Annotated in this window: 20 protein-coding genes and 2 pseudogenes; 11 read left to right on the top strand and 11 right to left on the bottom strand. The window is 70.3% G+C overall.

What is annotated here, in order from left to right; all coding sequences use genetic code 11:
* Positions 1 to 598, top strand: a pseudogene (locus ABZ297_RS11250) (5,10-methylene tetrahydromethanopterin reductase); the annotation flags it as partial.
* A gap of 272 nt (positions 599 to 870) precedes the next feature.
* A complete protein-coding gene (locus ABZ297_RS11255) occupies positions 871 to 1,407 on the top strand; it encodes a hypothetical protein (protein ID WP_355343031.1) in 537 nt (178 codons plus the stop codon).
* A 223-nt stretch (positions 1,408 to 1,630) separates the two neighbouring features.
* Here the strand turns inward: ABZ297_RS11255 and ABZ297_RS11260 are convergent, their stop codons facing one another.
* Complete coding sequence (locus ABZ297_RS11260; protein ID WP_355343034.1) at positions 1,631 to 2,539, bottom strand: helix-turn-helix transcriptional regulator; 909 nt, start codon at positions 2,537 to 2,539, stop codon at positions 1,631 to 1,633.
* A 152-nt stretch (positions 2,540 to 2,691) separates the two neighbouring features.
* Here ABZ297_RS11260 and ABZ297_RS11265 point away from each other — a divergent pair, with 152 nt between their 5' ends.
* The 3 genes from ABZ297_RS11265 to ABZ297_RS11275 all read left to right on the top strand — a co-directional run bounded on the left by ABZ297_RS11265 (position 2,692) and on the right by ABZ297_RS11275 (position 4,694).
* Positions 2,692 to 3,123 (top strand): hypothetical protein, encoded by a 432-nt coding sequence (locus tag ABZ297_RS11265; RefSeq protein WP_355343037.1) that lies wholly within the window; start codon positions 2,692 to 2,694, stop codon positions 3,121 to 3,123.
* 10 nt (positions 3,124 to 3,133) lie between these two features.
* Positions 3,134 to 4,342 (top strand): serine hydrolase domain-containing protein, encoded by a 1,209-nt coding sequence (locus ABZ297_RS11270; RefSeq protein ID WP_355343040.1) that lies wholly within the window; start codon positions 3,134 to 3,136, stop codon positions 4,340 to 4,342.
* 214 nt (positions 4,343 to 4,556) lie between these two features.
* Positions 4,557 to 4,694, top strand: coding sequence for a hypothetical protein (locus tag ABZ297_RS11275; RefSeq protein WP_355343043.1), 138 nt, complete (start codon positions 4,557 to 4,559; stop codon positions 4,692 to 4,694).
* Positions 4,695 to 4,744: 50 nt separating this feature from the next.
* Here ABZ297_RS11275 and ABZ297_RS11280 read toward each other — a convergent pair whose 3' ends face one another.
* Positions 4,745 to 6,388 carry a helix-turn-helix domain-containing protein gene (locus tag ABZ297_RS11280; protein WP_355343046.1) on the bottom strand — a complete coding sequence of 548 codons (1,644 nt, stop codon included), beginning with the start codon at positions 6,386 to 6,388 and terminating at the stop codon, positions 4,745 to 4,747.
* 84 nt (positions 6,389 to 6,472) lie between these two features.
* Here ABZ297_RS11280 and ABZ297_RS11285 point away from each other — a divergent pair, with 84 nt between their 5' ends.
* From ABZ297_RS11285 to ABZ297_RS11295, 3 genes are read left to right on the top strand one after another with little or no spacing between them, the layout of a single operon-like run.
* Positions 6,473 to 8,320 carry a penicillin acylase family protein gene (locus ABZ297_RS11285; RefSeq protein WP_355343049.1) on the top strand — a complete coding sequence of 616 codons (1,848 nt, stop codon included), beginning with the start codon at positions 6,473 to 6,475 and terminating at the stop codon, positions 8,318 to 8,320.
* Positions 8,317 to 9,519, top strand: coding sequence for an MFS transporter (locus ABZ297_RS11290; protein WP_355343052.1), 1,203 nt, complete (start codon positions 8,317 to 8,319; stop codon positions 9,517 to 9,519). Before ABZ297_RS11285 ends, ABZ297_RS11290 begins: the two co-directional genes overlap by 4 nt.
* Positions 9,512 to 10,363 carry an alpha/beta hydrolase gene (locus ABZ297_RS11295; RefSeq protein ID WP_355343055.1) on the top strand — a complete coding sequence of 284 codons (852 nt, stop codon included), beginning with the start codon at positions 9,512 to 9,514 and terminating at the stop codon, positions 10,361 to 10,363. Before ABZ297_RS11290 ends, ABZ297_RS11295 begins: the two co-directional genes overlap by 8 nt.
* Positions 10,364 to 10,643: 280 nt before the next feature.
* Here the strand turns inward: ABZ297_RS11295 and ABZ297_RS11300 are convergent, their stop codons facing one another.
* Positions 10,644 to 12,116, bottom strand: coding sequence for an amidohydrolase family protein (locus ABZ297_RS11300; protein ID WP_355343058.1), 1,473 nt, complete (start codon positions 12,114 to 12,116; stop codon positions 10,644 to 10,646).
* Positions 12,113 to 13,366 (bottom strand): MFS transporter, encoded by a 1,254-nt coding sequence (locus ABZ297_RS11305; protein ID WP_355343061.1) that lies wholly within the window; start codon positions 13,364 to 13,366, stop codon positions 12,113 to 12,115. Before ABZ297_RS11305 ends, ABZ297_RS11300 begins: the two co-directional genes overlap by 4 nt.
* 891 nt (positions 13,367 to 14,257) lie before the next feature.
* On the opposite strand from ABZ297_RS11305, the gene ABZ297_RS11310 reads away from it, so the two are divergent.
* Entirely contained in the window at positions 14,258 to 15,115 is an 858-nt protein-coding gene (locus ABZ297_RS11310) for an NAD(P)H-binding protein (protein WP_355343064.1), read from the top strand.
* 139 nt (positions 15,116 to 15,254) lie between these two features.
* Here the strand turns inward: ABZ297_RS11310 and ABZ297_RS11315 are convergent.
* The 3 genes and pseudogenes from ABZ297_RS11315 to ABZ297_RS11325 form a co-directional block, all read right to left on the bottom strand.
* A pseudogene (locus tag ABZ297_RS11315) lies at positions 15,255 to 15,599 on the bottom strand (ATP-binding protein); the annotation flags it as partial.
* The gene (locus tag ABZ297_RS11320) at positions 15,596 to 16,660 is read right to left on the bottom strand and encodes a hypothetical protein (RefSeq protein ID WP_355343067.1); all 1,065 of its coding nucleotides are present in this window, start codon (positions 16,658 to 16,660) and stop codon (positions 15,596 to 15,598) included. The gene ABZ297_RS11320 and the pseudogene ABZ297_RS11315, both read right to left, overlap by 4 nt.
* A gap of 76 nt (positions 16,661 to 16,736) precedes the next feature.
* The gene (locus ABZ297_RS11325) at positions 16,737 to 17,132 is read right to left on the bottom strand and encodes a RidA family protein (protein ID WP_355343310.1); all 396 of its coding nucleotides are present in this window, start codon (positions 17,130 to 17,132) and stop codon (positions 16,737 to 16,739) included.
* 133 nt (positions 17,133 to 17,265) lie between these two features.
* On the opposite strand from ABZ297_RS11325, the gene ABZ297_RS11330 reads away from it, so the two are divergent.
* A complete protein-coding gene (locus ABZ297_RS11330) occupies positions 17,266 to 18,240 on the top strand; it encodes a WYL domain-containing protein (protein WP_355343070.1) in 975 nt (324 codons plus the stop codon).
* Here ABZ297_RS11330 and ABZ297_RS11335 read toward each other — a convergent pair.
* The 4 genes from ABZ297_RS11335 to ABZ297_RS11350 are packed head-to-tail and all read right to left on the bottom strand — an operon-like array spanning position 18,222 to position 19,923.
* Entirely contained in the window at positions 18,222 to 18,617 is a 396-nt protein-coding gene (locus tag ABZ297_RS11335; RefSeq protein ID WP_355343313.1) for a recombinase family protein, read from the bottom strand. The genes ABZ297_RS11330 and ABZ297_RS11335 overlap by 19 nt on opposite strands.
* Before the next feature lie 52 nt (positions 18,618 to 18,669).
* Positions 18,670 to 19,230: a hypothetical protein gene (locus ABZ297_RS11340; RefSeq protein WP_355343073.1), complete on the bottom strand. Its 561-nt coding sequence runs from the start codon at positions 19,228 to 19,230 to the stop codon at positions 18,670 to 18,672.
* Positions 19,187 to 19,681: a hypothetical protein gene (locus tag ABZ297_RS11345; protein ID WP_355343076.1), complete on the bottom strand. Its 495-nt coding sequence runs from the start codon at positions 19,679 to 19,681 to the stop codon at positions 19,187 to 19,189. The genes ABZ297_RS11340 and ABZ297_RS11345 overlap by 44 nt, the downstream gene beginning before the upstream one ends.
* Complete coding sequence (locus tag ABZ297_RS11350) at positions 19,678 to 19,923, bottom strand: hypothetical protein (protein WP_355343079.1); 246 nt, start codon at positions 19,921 to 19,923, stop codon at positions 19,678 to 19,680. The genes ABZ297_RS11345 and ABZ297_RS11350 overlap by 4 nt, the downstream gene beginning before the upstream one ends.
* Positions 19,924 to 20,316: 393 nt before the next feature.
* Between ABZ297_RS11350 and ABZ297_RS11355 the strand changes: the two genes are divergently transcribed.
* Positions 20,317 to 21,177 carry an alpha/beta hydrolase gene (locus tag ABZ297_RS11355; protein ID WP_355343082.1) on the top strand — a complete coding sequence of 287 codons (861 nt, stop codon included), beginning with the start codon at positions 20,317 to 20,319 and terminating at the stop codon, positions 21,175 to 21,177.
* Positions 21,178 to 21,329: the final 152 nt, after the last annotated feature.

Consider the following 21,329-nt stretch of genomic DNA (forward strand, 5'->3'; position numbering starts at 1 on the left):
CGCGCTGCTCGGGCCGAAGGCCGCCGCCGTCGCCGGCCGCCGTGGCACCGGCCTGATCTCCTTCGGCCTGCTGGACCCCACCGCCTGGCACGCACTGCACGACGCCCGCCGCCAAGCCGCCCACGGCACACCCCGCGACCCCGGCTCCCGCACGGACTCCTACCTGGTCACCGCGCTGCACATACTCGACGAGGACGAGGACCCCCACGGCGACGCGGCCCGTGACGCGACCGGCCATATCGTCCTGTCGCTACTGGCCTTCGCCGCCGACACCGCAGGCTACGCGCGCGCCTTCGCCGAGCAACTCGGCCCCGAGGAACGCGAGGCGGTGCGGCGGCTTCTCGACCGGCGCGGCACCACCGCCACCGCATCCGACCGGCACACCAAGCTCTACCCCGACTACCTTGGACGCATCGCGCCGGAGGATCGGGACCTGATCCTGCCCTCGCTGATGAACACCCTGGCCCTGGTCGGCACCCGCGACGACCTCCGCGCCCGCATCGCCACCCTGGAACAGGCCGGTATCGACGAACTGCTCATCCAGCCGGTGATCGACCCACCCACCGAGATGGCCCAGTTCGCGAAACTCCTCACCTGAGCGGACCCGTCGGCCGCGCGCACGCGGTTCACCGACAACGAGACCTGAATCACTTCAGCCGAAACCGTTCGGATCAATATGACGGGCCGCAGGCCAGCACGTGTTCCTCCCGCCAACCTCATCCGGAAGGGACACAGGTCGTGAGGAGCTCCTCTTTGCGCGCGGCGAGGTAGTCGTCCGGCCGGCCCGCAACGCGGCCCTTTGCACGGGGAGGTCCCGGCACGGATGGTGGGGCCGATGCGCTTGGTCCTGACATCGGGCAAGATCACCCCATGCGCCTGACTCGCAACCCCCTCGCCCTGCTCTTCACCGGGGCCATCGGACTCGCCTCGCTCCTGACGTTCCTCGAGGCGAGCACTCCAGGCCTGTCGTACTGGGCATTGGCGCTGGCGCTGTACTGGCTGGTGCTCGCCATCGCCATGGCCTGGTTCGTACGGGTGTTGGACACTGGCGAGCGCCGGCGGGTGTGGAAGCCCTGGATGTTCGTCCCAGTCGCACTGGTGCTGGGCACCGTGCTGCTGGTCAAACTCGACGTGCCCCTTCACGCGCGCTTCGCCCTGTCGGAGCCGAGCTTGGAGCGCTACGCCCGGTCGGTGCGCGACGACTATGGCAGCCGTCGGTGGTGGGGCCTGTATTGGGTGGACGACGTGGAGAAGATCCCCGGGGGAGCGAGGTTCATGGTCACCTCGCTCACGCTGAATTGGAAGAGCTACGGCTTCGCCTACATCCCGGATCGGGCGCCGGACCCAGAAGAGGGAGTGTATGAACACTTCAAGGGCCCTTGGTACATCTGGACCGACGGACCCTGAACCCCCGATGGACGACCTCCCGGTTCCACGCCGCCGCGTGCCGCGCGCAGAGGGCTATCAGTACCTGAAGGCGCCGAACAGCCGGGAAACGATCAGTCAGGTTTCGGGAAGCGATCATCACCATGACCGACTCTGTGCAGGCCGCCCCCGTTCGTGAACGCCCCGACCAGTGGGGCGTCTGCTCGGAGCATGGGGCAACGCTCGCGGTCAGTCTCTCGAAGGATCAACTGCCCACTGAGGGAGCGCCCTGCCGCGAAGCCTGCCACTGTACGGCGGGGCTCTGCGTGCCGGTGAATGACGAGGAGCTCCAGCCCGGTGGGGCCCCCGCGTGATCCTCATCTGCCGTTCCCGAGGCCGCGTACAACGTGCCCTGGTCGGCGGGGCGGACGAGGAACGGGCCGCAGGTCTTGATCTCATCAGTGCCGTCGAAGTCGAGCAGGCAGTGGCGCAGCGTGAACCTGTTCCTGGTCAAGTGGTATTCGCGGGACCTGAGCAGATTCTCCTTGAGGTTCATCGGCCAGATCCACACGGTGACGCCGCCCTCGACCACGCCCAGCCCGACCGGCTTCGCCAGCGCCGAGATGACCAGCCCCTCGGGCTTCCGCTCGATACAGGGCAGGAAGAAGATCTCGGCCTGCTCGATATACGCCCAAGTGGGCCGGCACGACGCGGTCGCGGGTGTGGCGGGCGGCGCCGGCGGGTGGGGCGCGGGCGGCCGTGGCCACACGCCGCGCGGCCACACGCCCGACAACAGGAGTCCGGCCACCACCGACACGGCGATCAGGCCACCGATCGGCAGCAGCAGACGGACGCGCCACCTGGAATTGGTCTGCCCACGATTTCGTCCGCTCTGATCAATCGGGTCGACCGGCTTGACCGGATCGGCCGGCTCAGGACGATCGAGCGCGGCCTGAGCCACCTGGGCTCGCGCCAGGCGTGCCTTCCACTCCTCGACCTCGCCGTCGCAGGCGCGGACGTAGGCCACCAGTGCCTCCGCCGTGGGCAGGCGATGCCCGGAGTCGGCCTGCGACAGGACGTTCGCCGCGACGTGCACCTTTTCGGCCATCGCCCGATAGGGCGGATTGCCCGCTCGAGTACGTAACTCACGCAGCCCCAGCGCGAAGGCCGTCACCGGGGTGCCATCGTGAACGAGTGGCTTCTTGCGCCTGCCGCGCCGCGGGCCATCCGGCACCAGTCAACCTCCTGCTCGGCGTTTGATCGCAATGATCGTAAGGCCTGGTGGAGGTGCGTGATCAAACGCGTCGTCCCACATGATTCTGCCGCATGAACGTCTTCAAGATCGGCGGTATCGCCGTCGTCGCAGCGCTCGCCGTCGTCCCGGTGGTGCCCGCGTCGGCTCAGGCCTTGCCGGAGTGTTACGGCCAGCGGATCGTACGGGAGCAGATCCGAACCAACGGTGTGATCGGCACCTATCTGGATGTGTTCTACACGCCCTCCAACGCCACCATCTGCGCGTATGTCACCACCACCGAGCAGTCGCAGCACACCCAGAAGCGGATGCTTGTCGCTGTTCGCCAGTGCGCGGAGCGGGGATCCGGATGCTCCACCTGGTCGACCCTCAGGACCGACAACGAGCTGACGCGCTCGGCGAGGCTCGCCGTCAAGCGGACGAAGCCCTGCTTCCAGGGATTCGGCGCGACCCAGTGGGGCGACCACCAGTGGGGCCACATCACCACCTCGGCCATCTGCCCCTAAGGGACACACCATGATCACACGCCGCAACCTGCTCACGATCGGCGCGACCGCACTCGCCCTGGGAGCCCTGCCGGGCCGCGCCGAGGCGGTCACCGGGGTCGTGACCGACGAACTCGCCCCGCTCGACGCGATGATGCGGGCCTTTCTCGCCGAGCGCGACATCACCTGTGCGCAGCTCGCCGTCGCCAAGGCGGGCCGGCTGGTGCTGGCCCGCGGCTACGGCTCCTACGGCCCGGCGAACACGGCGGTCCAGCCGACGAGCCTGTTCCGGGTCGCGAGCCTGAGCAAGCACATCACCGCCGCCGCGATCATGCGGCTGGTCCAGGAGGGCAGGCTCCGGCTCTCCGACTCCGTGGCCGACCTGCTCGGCCTCTCGCTCGCCGCCGACCCCCGGCTGGTCACGGTCAGCGTGCGCCGCCTCCTGCAGCACCTCGGCGGCTGGGACAAGGCGGCCGCCGGACGCGACTACCTCTTCTCCGACCACGACATCGCCGCGGAACTCGGCGTGCCGCTCCCGATCGGGTTCGGGCACATTCTCCGCTACGCCACCAGCCGCCCGCTCGACCACGACCCCGGCACCCGCTACTCCTACAACAACTACAACTTCCTGCTGCTGGGCCGGATCATCGAGAAGATATCGGGCTTGGACTACGCGACGTACGTCAAGAGCAAGGTGATGGGCCCGCTGGGCGTGACCCGGCCGAGACTGACCTCCAACCCGGGCACCGGCGAGGTGCCCTACCTGTCCAAGTACACAGCCACGACCGTGCTCGACGACTCCGGAAGGGTCGTGCCGTACCCCTACGGCGGCACCAACTACGCCAACAGCGACGCCGCGGCAGGCTGGGCGGCCTCCGCCGTCGATCTCGTCCGGCTCACGCGGATCTTCGACGGCACCACCTCGGTGCTCACTCCGGGCTCGGTCTCCGCGTTGCTGGCCAAACCGGAGATCGGCGCAGTCGAAAGCGGCTCCTGGTACAGCGGCGGCTGGTCCGTGCGATCCGTGGGCAGCGCTCTCAACCTGTGGCATCGGGGCTCGATGCCCGGAGCCTTCGCCGTGCTAAGCAGGACCCACAACGGGATCGCGCTGTGCGCAACGTTCAACAGGCGTGAAGAATCCGGCTCGCCCGACTTCGATGCCTTCCACGACGAGCTCTACGACGCCGCTCAGGCGATCAAGACCTGGCCCACCAACGACCTATCCTCGCAGTACTTCTAACCAGGAGAGAGATCATCACGCATTCAATGACCTGCGACGGGCGAAGAAGGCGCGGCTGACCGACGTCCGCGGCAAAGGCCGTACGACACACCGTCTTTGTCGGCCGCGACGCCCGTCAGGCCCTCGCCGACTACCTCGAACGCAGCCGCTGGGGCTACTGCGATGGAGGGAGTGGACCGCCGAGCCGCCGCAGTCTTGGGGCCTCGTACCAGCGTTGCAGCGCCTCAAGCTCACCAGATCTGGGACGGAACCCCACGAGGTCTGGGAGAACGCGACCCACCTGCGCGACCTCACCGCCGAACTGGACACGATCGGAGTGGAGCGCCACTGGCCCGTCCCCACCGGCTACTGAGGAGGGCCGACCATAGCCCTCGAGGGGGACATCACGTGGTCACGTGAGGCTCACTCGCCGTCTTGCCGCAGTCGCGACCGCAGCCAGACGGTGAGTCGTGTGTCGGGGTCGTTGAGGTCGAGACCGCGGGCAGCCAGGCGGCGGATGCGGTAGCGGATCGTGTTGGGATGGACGCCGAGCCGCTCCGCGGCGGCCCGCACGTCGCCGTTGCACTCGATCCAGGCCGGCACCGAGTCGGGCAGCGGATCGCCCTCGTGCAGGAGGAGTCCCGGGTGGTCCTCCAGGACGGCCCGCAGTTCGGCGAGCGTGGCGGCGGCGCGCACGTCGTCGATGCCGGCGACGACGCCGCCCCGGGTGACGGTGATTCCCGGGAGCGGTGCCGTACCCGATGACCTGAGGACCGACAGCACCAGGTTGGCGTGGTGCAGGGAGCGGGGCAGTTCGTCCGGGGTGGCGCGGCCGCCGACGGCGGCGGCGAGCCGGCGGCGGGGGCCGAGCTGGCGGGTGAGGTCGGCGGCGAACTCCCGAGCGCCCGCGGCGGGCATCAGGCAGTAGACGACGCCGTCGCGCAGCAGGCAGGCGGCCGAACGGCGGAAAGCGTCGAGGTAGGTGGCGACCCGGTCGAGCAGTTGTTCGCCGCGATGAGGCTCGGCTGTCGTGGCGGACGGCTGGCCGGAGGCGTGGGTTCCGGCGGCGGGGGGCGGGGCGTCGGTGGGGTGGAGTGTGGCGGCGTCGAGGTCGGCCACGGCCACGACGGCCAGGCCCGAGTCCACGGCGAGGCCGAGCCGATGGCAGGCGGCGCGGGGGTCGCGCCCCTCCAGCGCCTGGGAGACGAGCGCGCCGTGCCGCTCCCGGTCGGCGCGGCGGGTGGTACGCAGGTGCAGCACGTGCGCCCCGGCCAGCCGGGCGAACTCCTCGATGAGGACGATCCGGTCGGCGGGCAACTGTTCGCGCCCCTCCAGCACCCAGAGCATGCCGAGCGGCTCGGGCCCGGCCCTGATGCCCGCGCCGATGCGCCAGATCTCGTGCCCCACCTCGTCGTACGGCGGGCCGGTCATGAACCGCAGCGCCCGCTCACCGGTCAGCAGCAGGTAGCGAGTCTCGTGGGGGGCGTTGGTGACCGGCACCGCCCGGCTGAGGATGACGTCGCGCTGCAGCGCGTCGTTGGTCTGCCCCGGCACCGCGGAATAGGCGAGCAGCCGCCACTGCGTGTCGACGATGCCGACCGGCCGGTCGAGGGTCTCGGCGACGGCGTTGACGAAGGCGTTCAGGTCGCCCGCCGGAGTACCGCCGAGCTCGGGACCTGACTCGGCGAACGTGAGGCCACCCAGCAGCGCCTCCTCCACCAGGGTGTGCACGTGACTCCAGGTCATCGCGCCCGGCAGGGCCAGAAGCGCCACCCCGGCCGCGGCGGCCGCCGGCGCCAGCGGTTGGAGCGACCCCGGCTCGTCACGCAGGATGGCCGCCGCGGCGCCCTTGAGCCCGCGCAGCGCCTCCTCGACGCCGGGCGAGCCGGCGGTCAGGCCGACCAGCAGCACCACCGAACCGGGCGGCGGCGTGCCGTCGCGCAGCGGATCGTGGATCGACGGCCCGGCGACGGGCACACCCAGGCCACGCGGCGCGATCACCACGGAGACCAGCCGCTCGCCGATGTGCTCGATGACCTCCGCCAGGGTGGGCTCCAAGTACTCCATCCTTGCAGTATCGGATAAGAACGCCTGCGCACCCTTATCCGATCGGCCAACGAATCCGCCTGGTGTTTGCTCCAGGGTTACGCCATGAACACCACCTGGGGCACCGCCCGGCTCCTGCGCGATGAGCACGGCACGCCGCTGATCGAGGGCGACACCGAGCCGGCCGCCTATTTCGCGCTCGGCTACGCGCAGGCGCAGGATGACCTGCCCGGCCTGCTCAGGCAGTATCTGCTGGTCCGTGGCGAGCTGGGTGACCCGGTCAGGGACGCCAACCAGCGACGCTGGCAGGTCCTGGAGGAGGCCAGGCGCGGCTTCAGAGAGCTGCCACCGCAAGCGCGCAGCCGCTACGAGGCCTTCGTCGCGGGCATCGCCGCCTACCAGGAGGAACACCCCGAACAGGTGCCCAGCTGGGCGCCTGAGCTGGAGCCGGCGCTGCCGATCGGCGTCAACCGCACGATCATGCTCTTCTGGATCATCAGTGACGGGGTGGAGGCGCTGAAGGCCGAGGGGATCGACCCCGACGGCCTGGCCTCCGAGAAGGACCTGGCGCTCGCGCCGATGGGCTCCAACGCCTGGGTGCTGCGGCCGTGGCGGACCGCGACCGGCGAGACAGTTGTGGTCAGCGACCCGCATCTGCCGTTCGGCGGCGCGTTCGCCATGCACGAGGCGGTACTCAAGGCGGGCGAGCTGCACTACAGCGGCTTCACCTTCCTGGGCGCGCTGACGCCGCCCCTGGCCCACAACCGGAGCCTGGCGTGGGGGCTGACCACGGGCGGTCCCCGGGTGTCGGACGCCTACCGGATCGCCGTGGACGGTGACGCCTATCTGGTCGACGGCGAGCGCAGGGCGGTGCTGCGACACGACGGGCACGAGTACGTCGTGCACAACGGGGTCGTGGCACCGGTCCTGGCCAGGGACGAGGAGGCGATCTATGTGGTCTGCACGCCGTACATGGGGCTGGCCGCGCAGTGCGAGCTGCAGATGATGGCCATGGTGCGGGCCCGCTCGGTCGGCGAGTTGCGCGAGGCGCTGGCGGCCTGTGCCTTCCCTCCGCAGAACGTGCTGGCCGGTGACGCGGCGGGCGACTGCCTCTACATCCGGAGCGGGCGGGTGCCGGTGCGGCCGTTCGCCGAGCGGGGGGTGCTGGACGGCAACACCTCGGCCACGGCCTGGCAGGGGATCATGGACGTCGACGAGCTGGTCCAGGCGGGCAACCCCGAGTGCGGCTATCTCCAGAACTGCAACACCGCCCCCGACACCGTGGCGCCCGACCCGCGGCTGGCAGCCGGCAACTGGCATCCTGACGCCTTCAACGACGTGCCGGGCCGTACCACGAGCCGGGGCAGGCGCGCCGACGAACTGCTGCCCGCCGCCTTCGCGGCCGAGGCCGAGCAGGTGATCGGGTGGGCGCTGGACGACCGCTGGCCGGACACCGGCCGATGGCAGGCCAGGCTGCTTCAGGCCGCCCAGCGGCAGCCGTCCAGGGTGCGCGCGTGGCCGCCGGAGCACCGGGCGCTGCTCCACCTTCTGCTGCACTTCGACGGCCACACCGGGCCCGGCTCCACCGACGCGACGGCGTGGCTGGCCTGGCGCACGGCGGTCGGCGTGGACGCCACCGACGTGGCCGCCTGGACGCGACCCGGTGACGACCGGCTGCTGGAGGCGGTGGAGCGCAGCGGCCTCACGGCCGAGCCGTACGGGGCGGCGCATCGGCTGGCCGCCGAGGTACCGGGCAGGGCCGGAGGTCTGGGCCTGGACGTACCGCTTCGGGCGACCTACTACGCGGGCGGCCTCGCCTTCGCGGGCGGCCCGTGCCTGCGCGTGGTGGCCCTGGGCGAGGCGGGCATGCGCTCGTGGAGTGTCGCGATGCCCGCCCAGGCCGGGCTCTACAGCCGTGGCGAGGTCAAACCGATCACCTTCGAGCTGCCGTGAGGCTCTATCCGGTCTACGCGATCGGCATGCTGGCGATCACCGACGCCTTCGTCAACCAGGCGCTCAGCGTGCTCGCCCCCGACATCACCGGCTCGCTGGGCGTCTCCACCGCGGCGCTCAGCTCCCTGCTGGCGATCCAGTTGCTGGCCGTGGGAGCCGGTCCCTTCCTGATGGCCGCGCTGGTCAAGGGCCGGCCCATCCGGGCGGGCGTCTCGATCGCCACCGGCCTGCTGTGGAGCGCGGCGACTTTCGCGATGGCCTTCGCCCAGGACCTATGGACGCTCGGCGCCCTGCTGTTACTCAGCGGCTTGGCCAACGGCAGCCAGATCGCGTTGCACTCGCCGCTGCTGGCCGACCTGTACGCGCCGGCCGTACGTGGCAGAGTCCTGGCCTTGTACGGCGCCGCCATGCCGGCCGGGGCGATCCTCAGCCCGCTGACGGTCTCGCTGCTGTCGGGCGGGTTCGGCCTGGACTGGCGGGCCGTCTACACGGTGCTCGGGCTATTGTCGCTGGCCGGCGTGCTGTCGGCGCTGCGGCTTCGCGACCCGGGCATCGGCCGGTTCGATCCGCCCGCCGCCACCGGCGGCGGCCTGCTGCGCTCGCGCACGCTGCGGCGCGTCTTCGCCACCTTCGTGGCCTACGGCATGCTGCTGGTGCCCACGGCGACGTTCCTGTCCACGCACCTCAAGGAACGCTGGGGCCTGGCGGCGGACGTGCGCGGACTGTTCACCGCCCTTTGCTCGGCCCTGGCGATCGTGGTGCTGGCCACGCTCGGCCGCAGGCTGGACGGGCTCCTGCGCTCGGGCGCGCTGCCGAGCACGGTCGCGTGGACACTGGCCGGCTCCGCGCTGGCCTTCGCCGCCGGAGCGGTGGCGCCGGCTATGCCGCTGACGCTGGCCGCGTTCCTGGTGGGGCTGGTGCTGACCCCGCTGATCGTGCCCATGATCACCCTGATCATGGTCGCCGTGACCCACGCCGCCCGGCGCAGCCTCACCGCCAGCCTGTTCGGCATCGGCCTGGCCGTCGGCGGCCTGGCCGGGGCCGCGCTGCTCGACACCGTCGACCGGTTGTACGGCACGGCCGGCGCGGTGGCCTCGATCGCACTGCCCGGACTGGTCGCCGGGCTCATCGTGGCCAGTACACGCCACACCATCCAGAACGATCTCGTTCCCGTCCGGCAGGAGAGCCTCGATGTCTAGCGTATTCGGTGAGTCCGCCTTCACCCGCCTGCCGGACGGCCGGCGCCTGCACCACGTCACCCGCGGCTCCGGTGGGCCCGTCGTGGTCCTGGAGGCCGGGCTGGGGGCCACACGCACCGAATGGGCCCTGGTGCTGCCGGGACTGGCCGAGCGCACCCGGGTCGTGGCCTATGACCGAGCGGGGATGGGCCGCAGCGACCGTGACCCCGGCCGCCGGCACCTGCAGCGCATGGTCGAGGACTTGGGCCACCTGCTCGACCACCTGGGCGAGGAGCGGTACGTGCTGGCCGGGCACAGCCTGGGCGGCCCGATCATCCGGGCCTACGCCGCCGAGCGTCCGGAGAGGGTGGCCGCGCTGGTCCTCATCGACCAGGCCGCCGAGGAGATGGCGCACTACTACAAACCGGGTACCCGGATCCTGGGCGCTGGGCTATACCGGGGACTCGCGGCGTTGTCGAGCGTCGGCGTCAAGTACGTCCCGGCCGAGATCCGGCGGCTCATGGCGTTGTTCCCGCCGCAGATGGCGGCCGAGGCCCTGGCCGAAATGACCAGGCCGGCGGAGATGCGCGCGGCCGCCGCGGAGATGAGCGCGCTCGCCGAGGGCTTCGCCCGGCTGCGGGACTCGGGCAGGCCACTGCCGCCGGTGCCGGTGACCGCCATCAGCGGAGCGCTGGCCTCTTCCAAGGTGGAGCGGCGCCTGCGGCGAGAGCTCGTCGACTGCCATCGGCGGTTGGCGGAGGCACTGCCGTACGGCAGGCATGTGACGGCGAAGCGCTCCGGCCACATGATCCCCCAGGACGAGCCGGAGCTGGTGGTGGAGGAGATCCTCCGGCTCGTGGGCTGAGGGACGGCCATGGGCGGTGGCTGCTGATTCGAGCGGCTGGCCCGCGCGGGTCGTCGCTCGCACGCGCCCCTGAAACAACAAGATCCCGCCTGATCGTGATGATCAGACGGGATCCCGTCAACTTCAGTCCAGCCGTTTCAAGAACGGCCCAGACAACGGAAGCTGATGACTCACAGCTACCTTTCCCCTGGTGGCGCCGACCCGAGTGGAGGGCCCTGCAGGGCCGCGACGACGGCATGATGGCAGTCGGTTCCGTCAACCAGGCGGCCCTGAGCAGGCATCAGGCTCTGACGGCGCGCCCAGGCAGGGCGGTCGGCAGCAGATGCTCGTCGCGGACCACGAACTGGCCATCAACGAGGACGTGAACGAAACCGGAGGAATGCCTGACCGTCTCGGTGTAGGTGGCACGGTCGCTGACGGTCTCGGGGTCGAAAACGGTCAGGTCGGCGTCGCAGCCCGCCTGAACGCGACCCTTGCGCCGCATCGCCGGGACGCCTGAGCCCACGACGTCGGCGGGGATGAGCGTGCACCGGCGCACAGCCTCAGGCAACGACAGGACGCCGTTCTCCCGGACGAGCCTGCGTAGCGTCCGGCCGTAGGTGCCGGCAGTACGAGGGTGGGTGACGGCGTCGGGACCGAGCGGCCAGGAGAGCGGGTCAGGCGCTCCCGAGCGCCAAAGGAGGGGTACGGCGTCGGTGGCGACGGCGGCGTCGGTGAAGGTGAGGGCTCGCTGGATGTAGTCGAACTGGGCGGGGTCATCCTCGTTGAGCAGGTGGACGAAGGCGGCCGCGCTGGGTTCGCTCTCGCGGACCCAGCGCAGGGTGTCGGCGTCGGGGATACGCCCATGGGCGCCGAGCAGGCCGATGGAGTGCGGGGTCAGCCCGCGCCGGTGGAGGAGTTCCGGGGCGAGGAAGGCCGCACCGATGCCGGTCATGCCCGCGCCGTAGGGGTAGGCCTCGGTGGTGACGCGCGAGCCTTCGGCGCGGACCTTCTCCACCAGTCCGAGCACGCGATCGACATGGCGAATGGAGGTGCTGTTGACGTGGCAGTAGTGCATGTGCGCGCCGGTCTCGGCGGCGGCGCGGACGATCTCTTCAGCGCCGTCGACCGGAGTGGTGGGGTCCATCTCGACAAGTTCGCGGGCATGGGTATAGGTGGGCAGCCCGGTACGCGCGGCGAGGGCTGCCACGGCGAGGTACTCAGAGGGGTCGATGCGAGGCGCGTAGCCGACGAGGATGCCGATGCCGAGCGCGCCATCGCCGAGGTCACGCTCCAGCATGCCGACGATACGGTCGACGGTATGCCGCGGGGCGGCACGCTGCCATTCCTCGCGACCAATGTTGGCGAGGAAGTCGCTCTTCAGGTCGCCGTCGGTGTCAAGGCCGAGGAGGACGGCCATACGGGCCACGGCCCAGGAGGTGGCGAAGCCGTAGTTGAGCGGCCTGCCCTCGGTCTCGGCTCTGCGATAGGCGGCGGCGACCGGGTAGGCACCGGCTTCGAGTTCCAGGACGGTGGTGACGCCGTCGAGCGCCTGCAGGCGGTGGCCGGCGACGTCCATGCTGTGGCTGTGCAGGTCGATGAAGCCCGGGCTGACGACCAGGCCGGTCGCGTCGACAGTGGTGACGCCGTCGAGCGACTGGTCGGAGACGGCCTGGATGACCCCGCCGTTGACGCCGACGTCGCGCACGGCATCCAGACCGGTCTCGGGGTCGATGACCCGGCCGCGGGCGAGGACCAGATCGTATGTCGTCACGCGAACTCCTTCGTTCCGAGGCTGAACTGCTCAGGGCGCTGGGGCACGATCAACGCGATCAGCGCGCCGAGGACCGTGGTGGCGATGAGTAGGCCGAAAGCGGCGTTGTAGGAGAACTTGTCGACCAGGAAACCCATGAGGACGGGGGCGAGGACGCCGGCGATCTGCCCGCCGACGTTGACGACGCTCATGCCGGATCCGATGACGGTGGGCGGCAGGGCGCGCACGGGCATGCCGAGGATGCCCATCGAGGAAAGGCCCGCCACACCCATGGCGAGGGTCTGGTAGATGGTGAACCCGACAGCGGAGTCGGCTAGCAGCATGAGCACCAGGAGCACGGCGGTGACCAGGAGCAGAGGGATGACGTAGAGCCGGGCCCTGTCGTGGAAGAAGCGGTCGAACAGCCAGCCGCCGAGGAAGACGGTCGCGCAGGTGACCAGGCCGGGGATGGCGGACATGACGCCGGTGTTGATGAGGGAGATGCCGCGCTCCTCCAGCAGGTAGCTGGGCACCCAAGTGATCAAGCCGTAGCCGAGCATGTTGGTGGCGCAGAAGAGGGCGGCGAACTTCCAGACTGCCAGCGAGCGCATAACGGCGCCGAGGCCGACCCCCTTGTCCTGAACGATGTCGGAGCCGTTGAGGTGGGCGGGTAGCGCCTTGGGTAGCAGCTTCCAGAGTAGAACGCCGATGGCGACGCCGGCGGCGGCGGTGACCCAGAAGGTGTGGCGCCAGCCGAGGGCGAGGATGAGCGGCGCGACGATGAGCGGGGCGACGCCGGCACCGAGCTGGTTGGAGGCGAGCATGGCACCGGCGGCGGTGGCGCGGACGGCGGGGGTGGTGCGTTCCGCGATGGCCTTGAAGGACGCGCCGGGGAAGAGTCCCTGGCCGACGCCGAAGAGGGCACGGATGACGAGGAGGGATGCCAGGCCCCAGGCGATACCGGTGAGGGCGGTGAAGACCGACCAGAGCAGCAGGGAGACCATGAGTTGGCGTCGGGCGCCGAACCTGTCGGCGAGGATGCCGCCCGGTATCTGGCACAGCAGATAGACCAGGGAAAAGGCGGTGATCAGCCAGCCTTGCTCGGTCTTGGTGAGCGCGAAGTCCTCGCCGATGAACGGCAACGCGACGGCCATCATCACCCGATCGACGTAGTCGATCACCCAGACACCCATGAGTAGACCGACGGTGACGGTCGCCGTCCTGCGTATCTGCGCGGGCGCCAGGGCGGGGGTGTCTTCGGCGAGTCCCATTCACAGACCTCCGGAGCTTTCAAAGCAATGTTCCAGCAACCCTCCATCACCTCACCCGGGAGTGCTTCGTGCAGGGACATGAAGTCGGGGCCGCCGGCGGTGCTTTTGCACCAAGCTCTGTCCGCCGACGTTGAAACGCCTCGATCGCGAAGGTTCACCGGCGCCGCCAAATCCTCTTCTGCTAGCGGTGCCTCGGAGCCCGCCAGCGAGAAGTAGAGCTCGCGCGCCGGTCGGCGATGAGATCGATGACGGCAGCGTCACGGGTGGCGGGGCACTTGCTGGCGCCTTTGACGCCGCCGCCAAGGTGCCAGGCCGGTGAGCCGCTGCGGTGGCGGGCTTCCCAGCCGGGGCGGCCGCCGGTGCCGGTGCGCGGTGCGGTGCGGCTGCACGGTGCCCAGGAGGTCGCCGGCGGATGGGGTGGGCCTCGCTCGTCCACGGCAGCGCGTCCTCGCCGGTGGCGGCGGGCTTCTTCTCGCGCTTGGGACGCGCGCTACGGCGCGGTTTGGCGGGCGCGAGTGGCGCGGCGGGTGTGAGGTCGCGTCCGGGGGAGGGGACGGCGAGTTCGGGCACCACGCGCAGGCGCCGGCCTTCTTGCCCGGCGGAGGCCTGCGTGGAGACCTCGTTGGGGCTCAGAGCCCCCGAGCTGTCGGCGTACACCCGAATGCGCATCGGCCGGTACGGCCGGACGTGCACCATTCCTTGGGCTGGTTGGGGGTGTGCCGTGCAGAGCTACGACGACGAGGTGGTGTCTCTCATCGGTTGAGCCTCTGATCGAATGGCCGCAAACGCCCAGGTGGGAACGTTCCATGTGCGAGGCCGGCCGGACCTGTCCTACTGTCCTCGGCAGCGGGCCCGCACCCATCGTTCGTTTCCACAGAGAGAGGTTTCTCCATGACCATCCTCGTGACCGGAGCGACCGGCACCGTGGGCAGGCACGTGGTCGATCGGCTCGTCGCAGCCGGACGGCCCGTGCGGGCGCTCACCCGCAACCCGGAGGCCGCCGGGCTGCCCGACGGCGTCGACGTCGTCAAGGGCGACCTGAACCGTCCGGGCGAGCTGTCGTTCGACGGGGTACAGGGCGTGTTCCTCATCGCGGGCCTCTTCGATCCAGAGCACGCGACCGACCTGGCGCAAGCATTCGTCAGCCGCGCCGTGGCGGCCGGGGCCGCCCGGATCGTGTCCCTGACCAGCTCTGGCGTCACGGGCCGGCGGGCCGGCTTCTACGAGATGCTGCACGCGGTGGAACTGGTCGTCGAGAAGTCCGGGGCGGCCTGGACCCACGTACGGCCCGGCGAGTTCGCCGTCAACAAGCTCGATGTCTGGGGCGAGTCCATCCGGACCGAGAACATGGTCCGCAACGCCTACCCCGACGGCATCGGCGTGCCGATCCACGAGGCCGACATCGCCGACGTCGCGGCGATCGCCCTGCTCGAGCACGGTCACGCGGGCCGGGCGTACGACCTGACCGGGCCGCAGGCGCTCACCCACCGGCAGCAGGCGGAGGCGATCGGCGCCGGGCTCGGCCGTGCGATCGCGTTCGAGGGGCTGACGTACGGGCAGGCTCGCCGGGCCTACATCGAGGGCGGACTTCCGATGGAGGTCGCCGAGTTCATCTTGGGCTACCAGGCCGAGTACGCGGAGGAGCCCCCGGCGGTCTCGCCCACGTTCGAGCAGGTGACCGGATGGAAGGGCCGGACGCTCGCGCAGTGGGCGGCCGACCACGCCGCTGAGCTGGCCCCGGCCGCCTGACGGCCGACGGCACGAGGCGGGGCGGGGCGGCGGGGGTCTCGGCCCGCCGCACCGCCCCTTCCGTTGGCGACGCCCGCCAGCGCCGCCCGTGATCCGGCGCCTTAGTCACGGCGCGCTGTCGCTCCCCGTAACGGGCGATCGTCTTGGACAGTTGCTTGTCGTCGGAAGCCTCGACCAGCTCGTTGACCAGCTTGGTCGCCAGGATGTATTTGACCCGGAATCCCGCCATCGCAGCCTCGGTTCCCAGCGCGATCAGCAGGTGTGACTTGCCGGTTCCCGAGTCGCCGATCAGGCAGAGCGGCTGCCCCTTCTTCACCCACTCACACGAGGCCAGGGTGTGGATCACCGCCGGATCAATGCTGGGGGTGGCGTCGAAGTCGAACTCGCGCAGCGACTTGTCGCGGGGAAACGACGCCGCCTTGATGCGCCGCTCGGCGCGGCGCCGCGCCCGGTCGGTCAGTCCGCGGTTGCGGTTGAACGTCATTGCGTCTCTCCCTTGTTGGAGGAGCCCTGACCGCTGGATCGGCGGCGCAGTAGCTGGTCATAGACGGCCACCGAAGGCAGCGGCCGAGTGTCGGGCGGAAGCTGAGCCAGCCGCCGCGCTGTCAGCGACGTCACCGTGGCGTGCTTGATGGGTTCCGGCAGCTGCGATGAGGCCGTCGGCTTCGCCTGGTCGGCTTCGGCCGCCTTGCGGGCTTCCAGCGCCACCGCATCGGCGGTCAGCGCGCCGGCGCGAAGCGCTGCGGCGATGCCCGCGACGAGGTGTTCGTGGGTCATGTGGCGGCTCAGCAACAGCACCGCGACCAGGGCCTTGGTGCCCTCGGAATCGCCGTGGGCCTTGCAGGCGGCAGCCCACCATTCGTCATGGACGGGGGTGAAGCGCCCCGCCGCCCGGGCCTGTTCCAAGGCTGTGGCACCCGGCAACGCGCCGGGCTTGCGCACCAGTGCTTCCAGGTAGTCATCCAGCACCAGGCGAGCTTGGCCCTTGGCCTTCAGTCGCTCGTGACGGGCGACCTCCTCGCGCCCGTCATAGACGACCAGTTCAGAGGCGTGCAGCACCACCCGGACGTTGCGGCCGATCAGGCGCACCGGCACCGAGTAGCGATTCGTGCGCACGCTGATCTGGCTGTGGCGGTCCACCCGCAGCGCGAAGTACCGTCCCGTCTCGAACGGCTCGTCCGGCAGCGGCTTGAGCAACTCCCGCTCGATGGCGAAGTGCTCACCGATGGTGCGCGGGCGGGAGCGGATCCGCCGGGCCTCGTCTTCCTCGTCCCAGCGCGCGACCATCGCGTTCAGCTCATCCAGGGAGGCGACCTCGGGCACCGGGACGAAGTGGTTGCGGCGAAACCATCCGATCTGGCCCTCCACCCCGCCCTTCTCATGCGCGCCCTCGATGCCCGGACGGCAGTAGAAGCTCTCGATGCCGTAGTGGGAGCGAAACGCCGTCCAGCGTTCGGTCTCCACCCGCTGGCGGGCGAACCCCAAGATCCGGGCGGTGACACGCCTCGGGGTCGCGCTCGACACAGAGCAGCGCTGCGGTTCCATCCTGAGCACCGGAGATCACCCACCTGCCAACTACTCGTGCCGCCTCCGGCAGCCCTGCCGGAGGCGGCGAGTCGCATCACGCGACGGCGGTCCCCTCAAGCTCGACCATCAGGTCGGGGATCGCCAGCCGTGTCACCCCGAGCATCGTGGTGGACGGTGCCACCCCGGCGGCGCCCAACCGCGACGCCAGCACGCCGTAGTGCTCGAAGAGCTGATCGACGTCGGTGGTGTAGACGTTGAGCCGGACGAGGTTCGCGAGGGACATGCCGGCCTCGCCGAGCACGGCCTCCAGGTTGTCGAGGCTCAGCGCCAACTGCGCCGCCATGTCACCGGCATGCTGGGGCTTGCCGTCGCCGCTCATCGCGGTCTGCCCGGCGCAGTACAGGGTCCGGGCGTGCCCGGAGACGAGCTCACCCTGGTTGTACCCCAACTCCACCGACCACGCCCACGGGTTGACCGCGGTTCGCTCTATTGCCACATCAGTTCCATTCGGTTCGTCGACACTACGTACGTCCATCGGCTCGGTAGCCACCATCTCTTTCGTGTTGATAAGCATCCCGGCAAATCACGACATCCTGTGTCGTGTATTCCTGTACGGTTTTCGTATGCGCGCCGACCGGTTGGTCTCGCTGGTGCTGCTGCTGCGCCAGCACGGTCGGCTGTCCGCGACCGCGCTGGCCCGCGAGCTGGAGGTATCCACCCGCACCGTGCTCCGCGACATCGAGGCGCTGTCCGCAGCCGGCGTCCCGGTCTACGCCGAACGCGGCCGGCACGGCGGTTTCGCGTTGTTGCCCGGTTTCCGGACCGAGCTCACCGGACTGAACCACGACGAGGCCCTTGCCCTGCTGATCGCCGGATCGCGGCGCGGCGCTCAGGCATTCGGTCTCGGCTCGGCGCTCGCTTCGGCGATGCTCAAGGTGGTTGACGCGCTGCCCGAAAGCTATCGGGACACCGCGGCCAGCGCGGCCGAGCGATTGCTCATCGATCCGGAGACCGACCTCCTCTCGCGCCGGCTGATCGCTGAGGAGGTGCCTGACGCCGTAGTGGCCGAGGTCCTGCGCGCGGTGTTCGCCGGACACAAGCTGCGCATCCACTACGCGGCTGTGGACCAGACCCCGAAGTGGCGCACGGTGGACCCGATCGGCCTGGTCACCGTACGGGAGCGGGGTTACTTGTTGGCCACGAGGTCTGGCGCGGACCGCACCTACCGGCTGTCCAGGGTCTTGGCCGCCAAGGAACTCGCCGAACCCGCACAGCGACCAGACCGGGTCGATCTGGACCGGGCCTGGCAGGAACGCAGTACGCAGTTTCGGACCGGCGGCGACCAAGTCACCGTGCTGGTACGGATGGACCCGGCGCGGCGGGAGGACCTGGTGGGCACCGCGCTGGCCGTCCGCGCCGAAGAAGCCGACTCAGACGGCTGGCTGCGGCTGGAGGTGACCTTCCAAGATCCGAGACACGCCGAATGGGCGCTGTGGCAGCTCACCACGAACGCGGAAGCCCTGGCCCCGCAGTGGTTGCGCAACTCCCTGCGCAACCGTGCCGCCGCGATCGCCACCCGCTACGGAGTGTCATCCTGAGAGTTGTCGCCTTCTGCGGGCCGAAGGGGGCGATCTCGGTGACGAGACCAGTGATGGTCTCGCCCCGCTGCAGGTCCCGCAGGAAGGCCATGTCGCGGTGCCTCGCGGGTACGCATCTTCAGGTCGGCTTCGAACTCGGCGAACACCGCCAGCATGTTGAAGAACATCTTCGACATCGGATCGGCGGGGTCGTAGATGCCGCCGCCGAGCGACAGGCGGATGCCGCGGGCGACCAGGGTGTCGCCGATGTCGCGGGCGTCGGAGACCGAGCGGGCGAGGCGGCCGAGTTTGGGGACGACCAACGTGTCGCCGGCGCGTACGGCCGCGAGGGCTTGGCCAAGACCGGGGCGGGTGCGGTTGGTTCCGGTGAGGGCCAGACCTGCCTATCAATGGGGGAGCATGGACAACAGCGCGCGCTCGGGTCGCCCTCTATCGGTAGACCACCGGTTTCTTCTGCTCGCCGGGGAACACCATGATCAACAGCTCCACGGCGCCGTCAGGCGGGTCCGGCACCTGGTAGACGAGCTTGCGCCCGCGCAGGTGCACCCGCACCCGGTACGCCCCAGGCCCCGCGGTCGTCAGGCCGGTCAGGCTGTCTCCGTTGCCATCGGACAGGGTCAGGGTGCCGCTGGGGCTGGCGTAGCCGACCTCCACCACCTCGTCCCATCCCTTGATCTCCAGCGGCGGTCGCCGGCGGTACGACTCGACGGTGACACACGCGTGGCCGATCTCGTCGGCCGCCCAGATCGCCAGCCCGCCGCGCTCGCTGCCGACCAGCTCCTCGACCAGGTCCGGGACGGTGCCCTCGTATTCCTCCTCCCATCCGAGGATGGTCCAGAACTCGGTCCACATGGTGGCGCGGCGCTGCCGTACCGGCTTGATCTTCGGACGGTGCAGACGATGCCGGGCGCAGGCCTTGTCCCTCGCCGCGTGGTATGCCGCCTCCTCAGCCTGCTTCCGCGCGCCCTCCTGCTCCTGCCACCGGGCCACCGCGGGGCACAGCGGGCCGAGCGCGTGCGCCAGGGTCCCGCACGGCCGGCGCGCCGGTATCGCCGCCGTGCCTGGTGGCCACACGGCACAGGTGGTGCCCTTGCGTCACAACCACCCAGTCAGGAGCGTCCTGCCAGCCTTCGATGCCACCGTCGCCGTAGAAGCTGTTGTAGCCGCGGACCTCGCACAGGAACTTCTTCTCCGCCTCACTCAGCCCCTTGACCGTGCCGTCGCCGAAGCCGGCGCAGTCGAGCTCGCCCTCGGTGCTCACCTTGCCGGCCGGGGCCGCCTGCGCCGTGACGAGCAGGGTCGCCGTCACGGTCAGGATCGTGGCGACCGTGCGCGCGAGGCGGCCGCGCCGAACGAACGCCCGCCGCGGGACCTGCACCGCGAGCAGGACCAGGACCGGGGGCGCCAGGTGGTAGAGGTCCCAGCCTGCTTGCGAGCTCACCAGCTCCGGCGGCCCCAGGCGCCCAGGCATTCCGGGCCAAACGCCCCGTCGAGCGAGAGCAGCAGCAGATCGGGCAGGCGCCGGAGGAGCAGCACCACGGCCGCGCAACGGGCGACGACCCTGCCGAGCCGGTCCCGCCCGGTCCGTGCTCCCACGTACCAGCTAGCCAGGGCCAGGACAAGCAGCGGTGCGCCGCCGTAGCCGAAGAGCGGGAGTTGCGAGATCAGATACTCCAGGATCAAGTCCCAAGGCGTCGACGACGCCCTCATCCAGCCTTACTCCGGCCACGCCGGCCGCACCTCGCTGGAGATCTACTCCAAGATCGCACTCGGACCAGCCCAGGAAACCTACGACGGCGTCATTAACCAGTTCCCTGTGTAGACGACGCCTCACAGCCGCGCTGGCTACCTGCGGGAATGTCACAGATGGCGGCTAGTGGGACCGTCCTTACCGGCACCCGTCTCGGACCAGCCCTGACGCATGGCACGTCTGATGCCGAGGGCGGCGGCGATCAGCCAGATGATGAACCCCATAGCGCCCCTCGCCCAGCTCTGACCTGCGGCGACGCCGCTTTCGGAACACCCGCGGCCGGTAATGCGTGGCGGGTGGTGGATGGCCGGTGTCAGGATGGTCGGATGCCGACATTTCCTGCTCCGGACGGAACCCGCCTCGCCTACCGCACCTTGGGGGAGGGCGAGCCGCTGATCTGTCTCCCCGGAGGCCCGATGCAGGCCTCCGCCTACCTCGGTGACCTGGGCGGCCTGCCAACCGCCGCAGGGCGTTCGCTCGTGCTGCTCGACCTGCGTGGCACAGGGGAGTCCGAGACTCCGGCCGACCCGTCGAGCTACCGCGTCGACCGGCAGGTGGACGACGTCGAAGCGCTCCGGGTGCACCTCGGGCTGGAGCGGATCGACGTGCTGGCCCACTCCGCCTCCGGCGACCTTGCGCTGCTTTACGCCGGCCGTTATCCCGAGCGGATCCGGTCGCTGGTGCTGGTGACCGCCCGGGCCCGGGCGGTCGGGATCGAGTTCCCGATCGAGGGACGGCGCGAAGCGCTCGCGCTGCGCAGCGGCGAGCCCTGGTACGACGAGGCGGTGCCCGCCTTCGAGCGGGCGATGGCCGGGGAGGCGACCGAGGACGACTGGCGGTTCCTGGACCGCCTCAGCTACGGCCGCTGGGACGCGGCCGCGGAGGCCCACGCCGCCTCCGGCGAGGACGGCTACAACGAGGAGGCCGCCCACGCCTATCCCGGTCCCGGCGCGTTCGACGATGCGGCCGCGGTGCGCGAGGTGCTGACCAAGCTCGACGCGCCGGTCCTGGTGCTCGCGGGCGAGTTGGACCCGTCCCCTCGCCCGGACAAGGCTGCGGAGGTTGCCGCGCTCCTCCTGCGCGGGGAACTTGTCGTCCAGACGGGCGCCGCGCACATTCCATGGCTGGACGACCCGGAGTTCTTTGTCCGGACTGTCGGCGACTTCCTGCGCCGAAGCGGCGCTTAGTGGTCGGCTCAGGAGTCAACCCCCGAAGGACTTCGGGAGCCGACCACTTGGCGACACCGCCTACGCAGCACTCGCGCAACGCTGACACTCCGGACTTCGCAATCTACGAGCGACCTCGAACGGATTGTCACGCGAAGCCACCTGAGCCCGGC

It is taken from the genome of Nonomuraea sp. NPDC005983 (assembly GCF_040614375.1).
Classification (GTDB): domain Bacteria; phylum Actinomycetota; class Actinomycetes; order Streptosporangiales; family Streptosporangiaceae; genus Nonomuraea.

Bases quoted from the DNA above. Each gene is read 5' to 3' on its own strand.
- ABZ297_RS11285 (WP_355343049.1), top strand. From the start codon at position 6,473: ATGAACACCACCTGGGGCACCGCCCGGCTCCTGCGCGATGAGCACGGC.
- ABZ297_RS11270 (WP_355343040.1), top strand. From the start codon at position 3,134: ATGATCACACGCCGCAACCTGCTCACGATCGGCGCGACCGCACTCGCC.
- ABZ297_RS11280 (WP_355343046.1), bottom strand. From the start codon at position 6,388: ATGGAGTACTTGGAGCCCACCCTGGCGGAGGTCATCGAGCACATCGGC.
- ABZ297_RS11355 (WP_355343082.1), top strand. From the start codon at position 20,317: ATGCCGACATTTCCTGCTCCGGACGGAACCCGCCTCGCCTACCGCACC.
- ABZ297_RS11255 (WP_355343031.1), top strand. From the start codon at position 871: ATGCGCCTGACTCGCAACCCCCTCGCCCTGCTCTTCACCGGGGCCATC.
- ABZ297_RS11305 (WP_355343061.1), bottom strand. From the start codon at position 13,366: ATGGGACTCGCCGAAGACACCCCCGCCCTGGCGCCCGCGCAGATACGC.
- ABZ297_RS11310 (WP_355343064.1), top strand. From the start codon at position 14,258: ATGACCATCCTCGTGACCGGAGCGACCGGCACCGTGGGCAGGCACGTG.
- ABZ297_RS11320 (WP_355343067.1), bottom strand. From the start codon at position 16,660: ATGGAACCGCAGCGCTGCTCTGTGTCGAGCGCGACCCCGAGGCGTGTC.
- ABZ297_RS11265 (WP_355343037.1), top strand. From the start codon at position 2,692: ATGAACGTCTTCAAGATCGGCGGTATCGCCGTCGTCGCAGCGCTCGCC.
- ABZ297_RS11295 (WP_355343055.1), top strand. From the start codon at position 9,512: ATGTCTAGCGTATTCGGTGAGTCCGCCTTCACCCGCCTGCCGGACGGC.
- ABZ297_RS11330 (WP_355343070.1), top strand. From the start codon at position 17,266: ATGCGCGCCGACCGGTTGGTCTCGCTGGTGCTGCTGCTGCGCCAGCAC.